The following is a 1,650-nucleotide window of genomic DNA, read 5'->3' on the forward strand; positions in this document are numbered from 1 at the left end:
TACTTCACCACCGGGTCGTGCGGTCCGGAGGGGACCGCGGCAGGCGAAAGGTGACGTTCCTCGCTCGCTGGCCTTCGGACAGAGCGATGCGGCATGCCCGTGACCGGATTCGGGAGATTACCGACCGGTCGCGGCTGTTGTTACCGCCACAGGTGATCGTGGAACGGCTTAACACGTTCCTGCGTGGTTGGGCCGGCTACTTCCGCTTCGGGCATTCTGCCCGGCGCCTTAGCATGATCAGGAGGTTCGCGCAGGAGCGACTGGCCCGGTTCGTACGGGCCCGTCATAAACGCAGCATGGGGTTCGGCTGGCGGGTGCTGTCGCGCTCGCGGCCGGTCGACCTCGGCCTGATCAGCCTGTATGGAATCACTGTCTCGCCCAGGGCTGGGAAGACCTGGCGGGAGAAACCGAATGCTGGCGGTGAACGGCGTCGGTAAGCCGTGTGCGGGAGAACCGCATGCACGGATTGACGGGGGGCGGCTGGAAACGGAGCATGCCATGGACGGCCGGGATGAAAAAACGCGGGGGAAACCACGCGGACAAAAGTACCGGACCCTGTGCCTAAAGCGAGATGCCACCGCGCCAGTCGCCTACCCTACATCTTGGTTTTCCTGGTCTCCGCGGAACTTAGCAAAGGCCATTGGCGAATTGATGGGGCGGCGCCCCGATCGTTCTGTTGACGTTCGGTGGCCCACAGTTGGCCGAGTGATGCTGGTCCAGGCCTCGTAAATAGAGAAGTCCCCGGTAGACCACAGGGTGCCTAATCCACTGTGCCCTTGACCTCTGTCTTTCACCGGGGCGGGTGATATGCCGGGCTGACCTTGCCGGAACCTGATCGAGGTGCACCTGACCAGCAAGGATGCGATTTGTCTAGGACCGCGTCCATGTGAGGTAGGTGCACCTCTTCCGTGCAGGCTACGCCAGGTGCAGTATGGGCTGACCGGCTCGAGTTCGTCGGCGACGACGACCGGCTGGTCGCCTCCGTCGGTGTTCTCCCGATCCGGTTGCTGGCCGAGAAGCTCGGCCTGCGGGCCGCGCTGTCCGCGGCCTGGGCACGGCGCGGTTTCATCCCGGTCTATGACCGGGGCCAGCTCGCTGTCGACCTCGCGCTGACGCTGCTGCTCGGCGGGGAGGCGATCAGCGACTTCCAGGGCCTACGCCATCTCGCTCCGGTGACCGGGCCGGTCGCCTCGACCCCGACGGTGTGGCGTTTCCTCGACGAAGCTGGCGAGGAGACCCTCACCGGCCTCAACCACGCCGTCGCCGGGTTCCGCCGCCGCTGGTGGGAACTGCTGGCCGCCCGGCCGGAGGGGTTCCCCTGGCTGGCGGTCGCCGGGAGGGAGCTGACCGGGATCACCGTCGTCGACCTGGACGCCTCGCTCGTGTTCTCCGCCTCGCAGGACAAGCGGAACGCCAAGCCCACCTACAAGGGCGGGATCGGGTTCGCCCCGAACCTGGCGACGTGCGACAACACCGACGACCTGCTCGTCGTCGACCCCCGACCGGGCAACGCCACCTCCAACGACGCCGCCGACACCATCGCCACCCTGACCAGGGCGGTCGAACGCATCCCGGGCGCCTGGCGCCACCGGATGCTCATCCGCCTCGACGGGGCGGGCTTCTCCCACCAGCTACTCGAACACATCGCTT

Annotated in this window: 2 protein-coding genes; both read left to right on the forward strand. The window is 66.5% G+C overall.

From position 1 onward, the window contains the following. Window positions 1–437: group II intron maturase-specific domain-containing protein (locus MJ783_RS16765; RefSeq protein ID WP_305039501.1), on the forward strand; the 437-nt coding region annotated here is incomplete at its 5' end. Window positions 438–908: 471 nt separating this feature from the next. Next, a partial coding sequence (locus MJ783_RS16770; RefSeq protein ID WP_239311382.1) for a transposase occupies window positions 909–1,650 on the forward strand: 742 nt, incomplete at its 3' end.

Origin of the sequence: Protofrankia sp. Cj3, from assembly GCF_917627355.1 — a bacterium.
GTDB lineage: Bacteria > Actinomycetota > Actinomycetes > Frankiales > Frankiaceae > Protofrankia.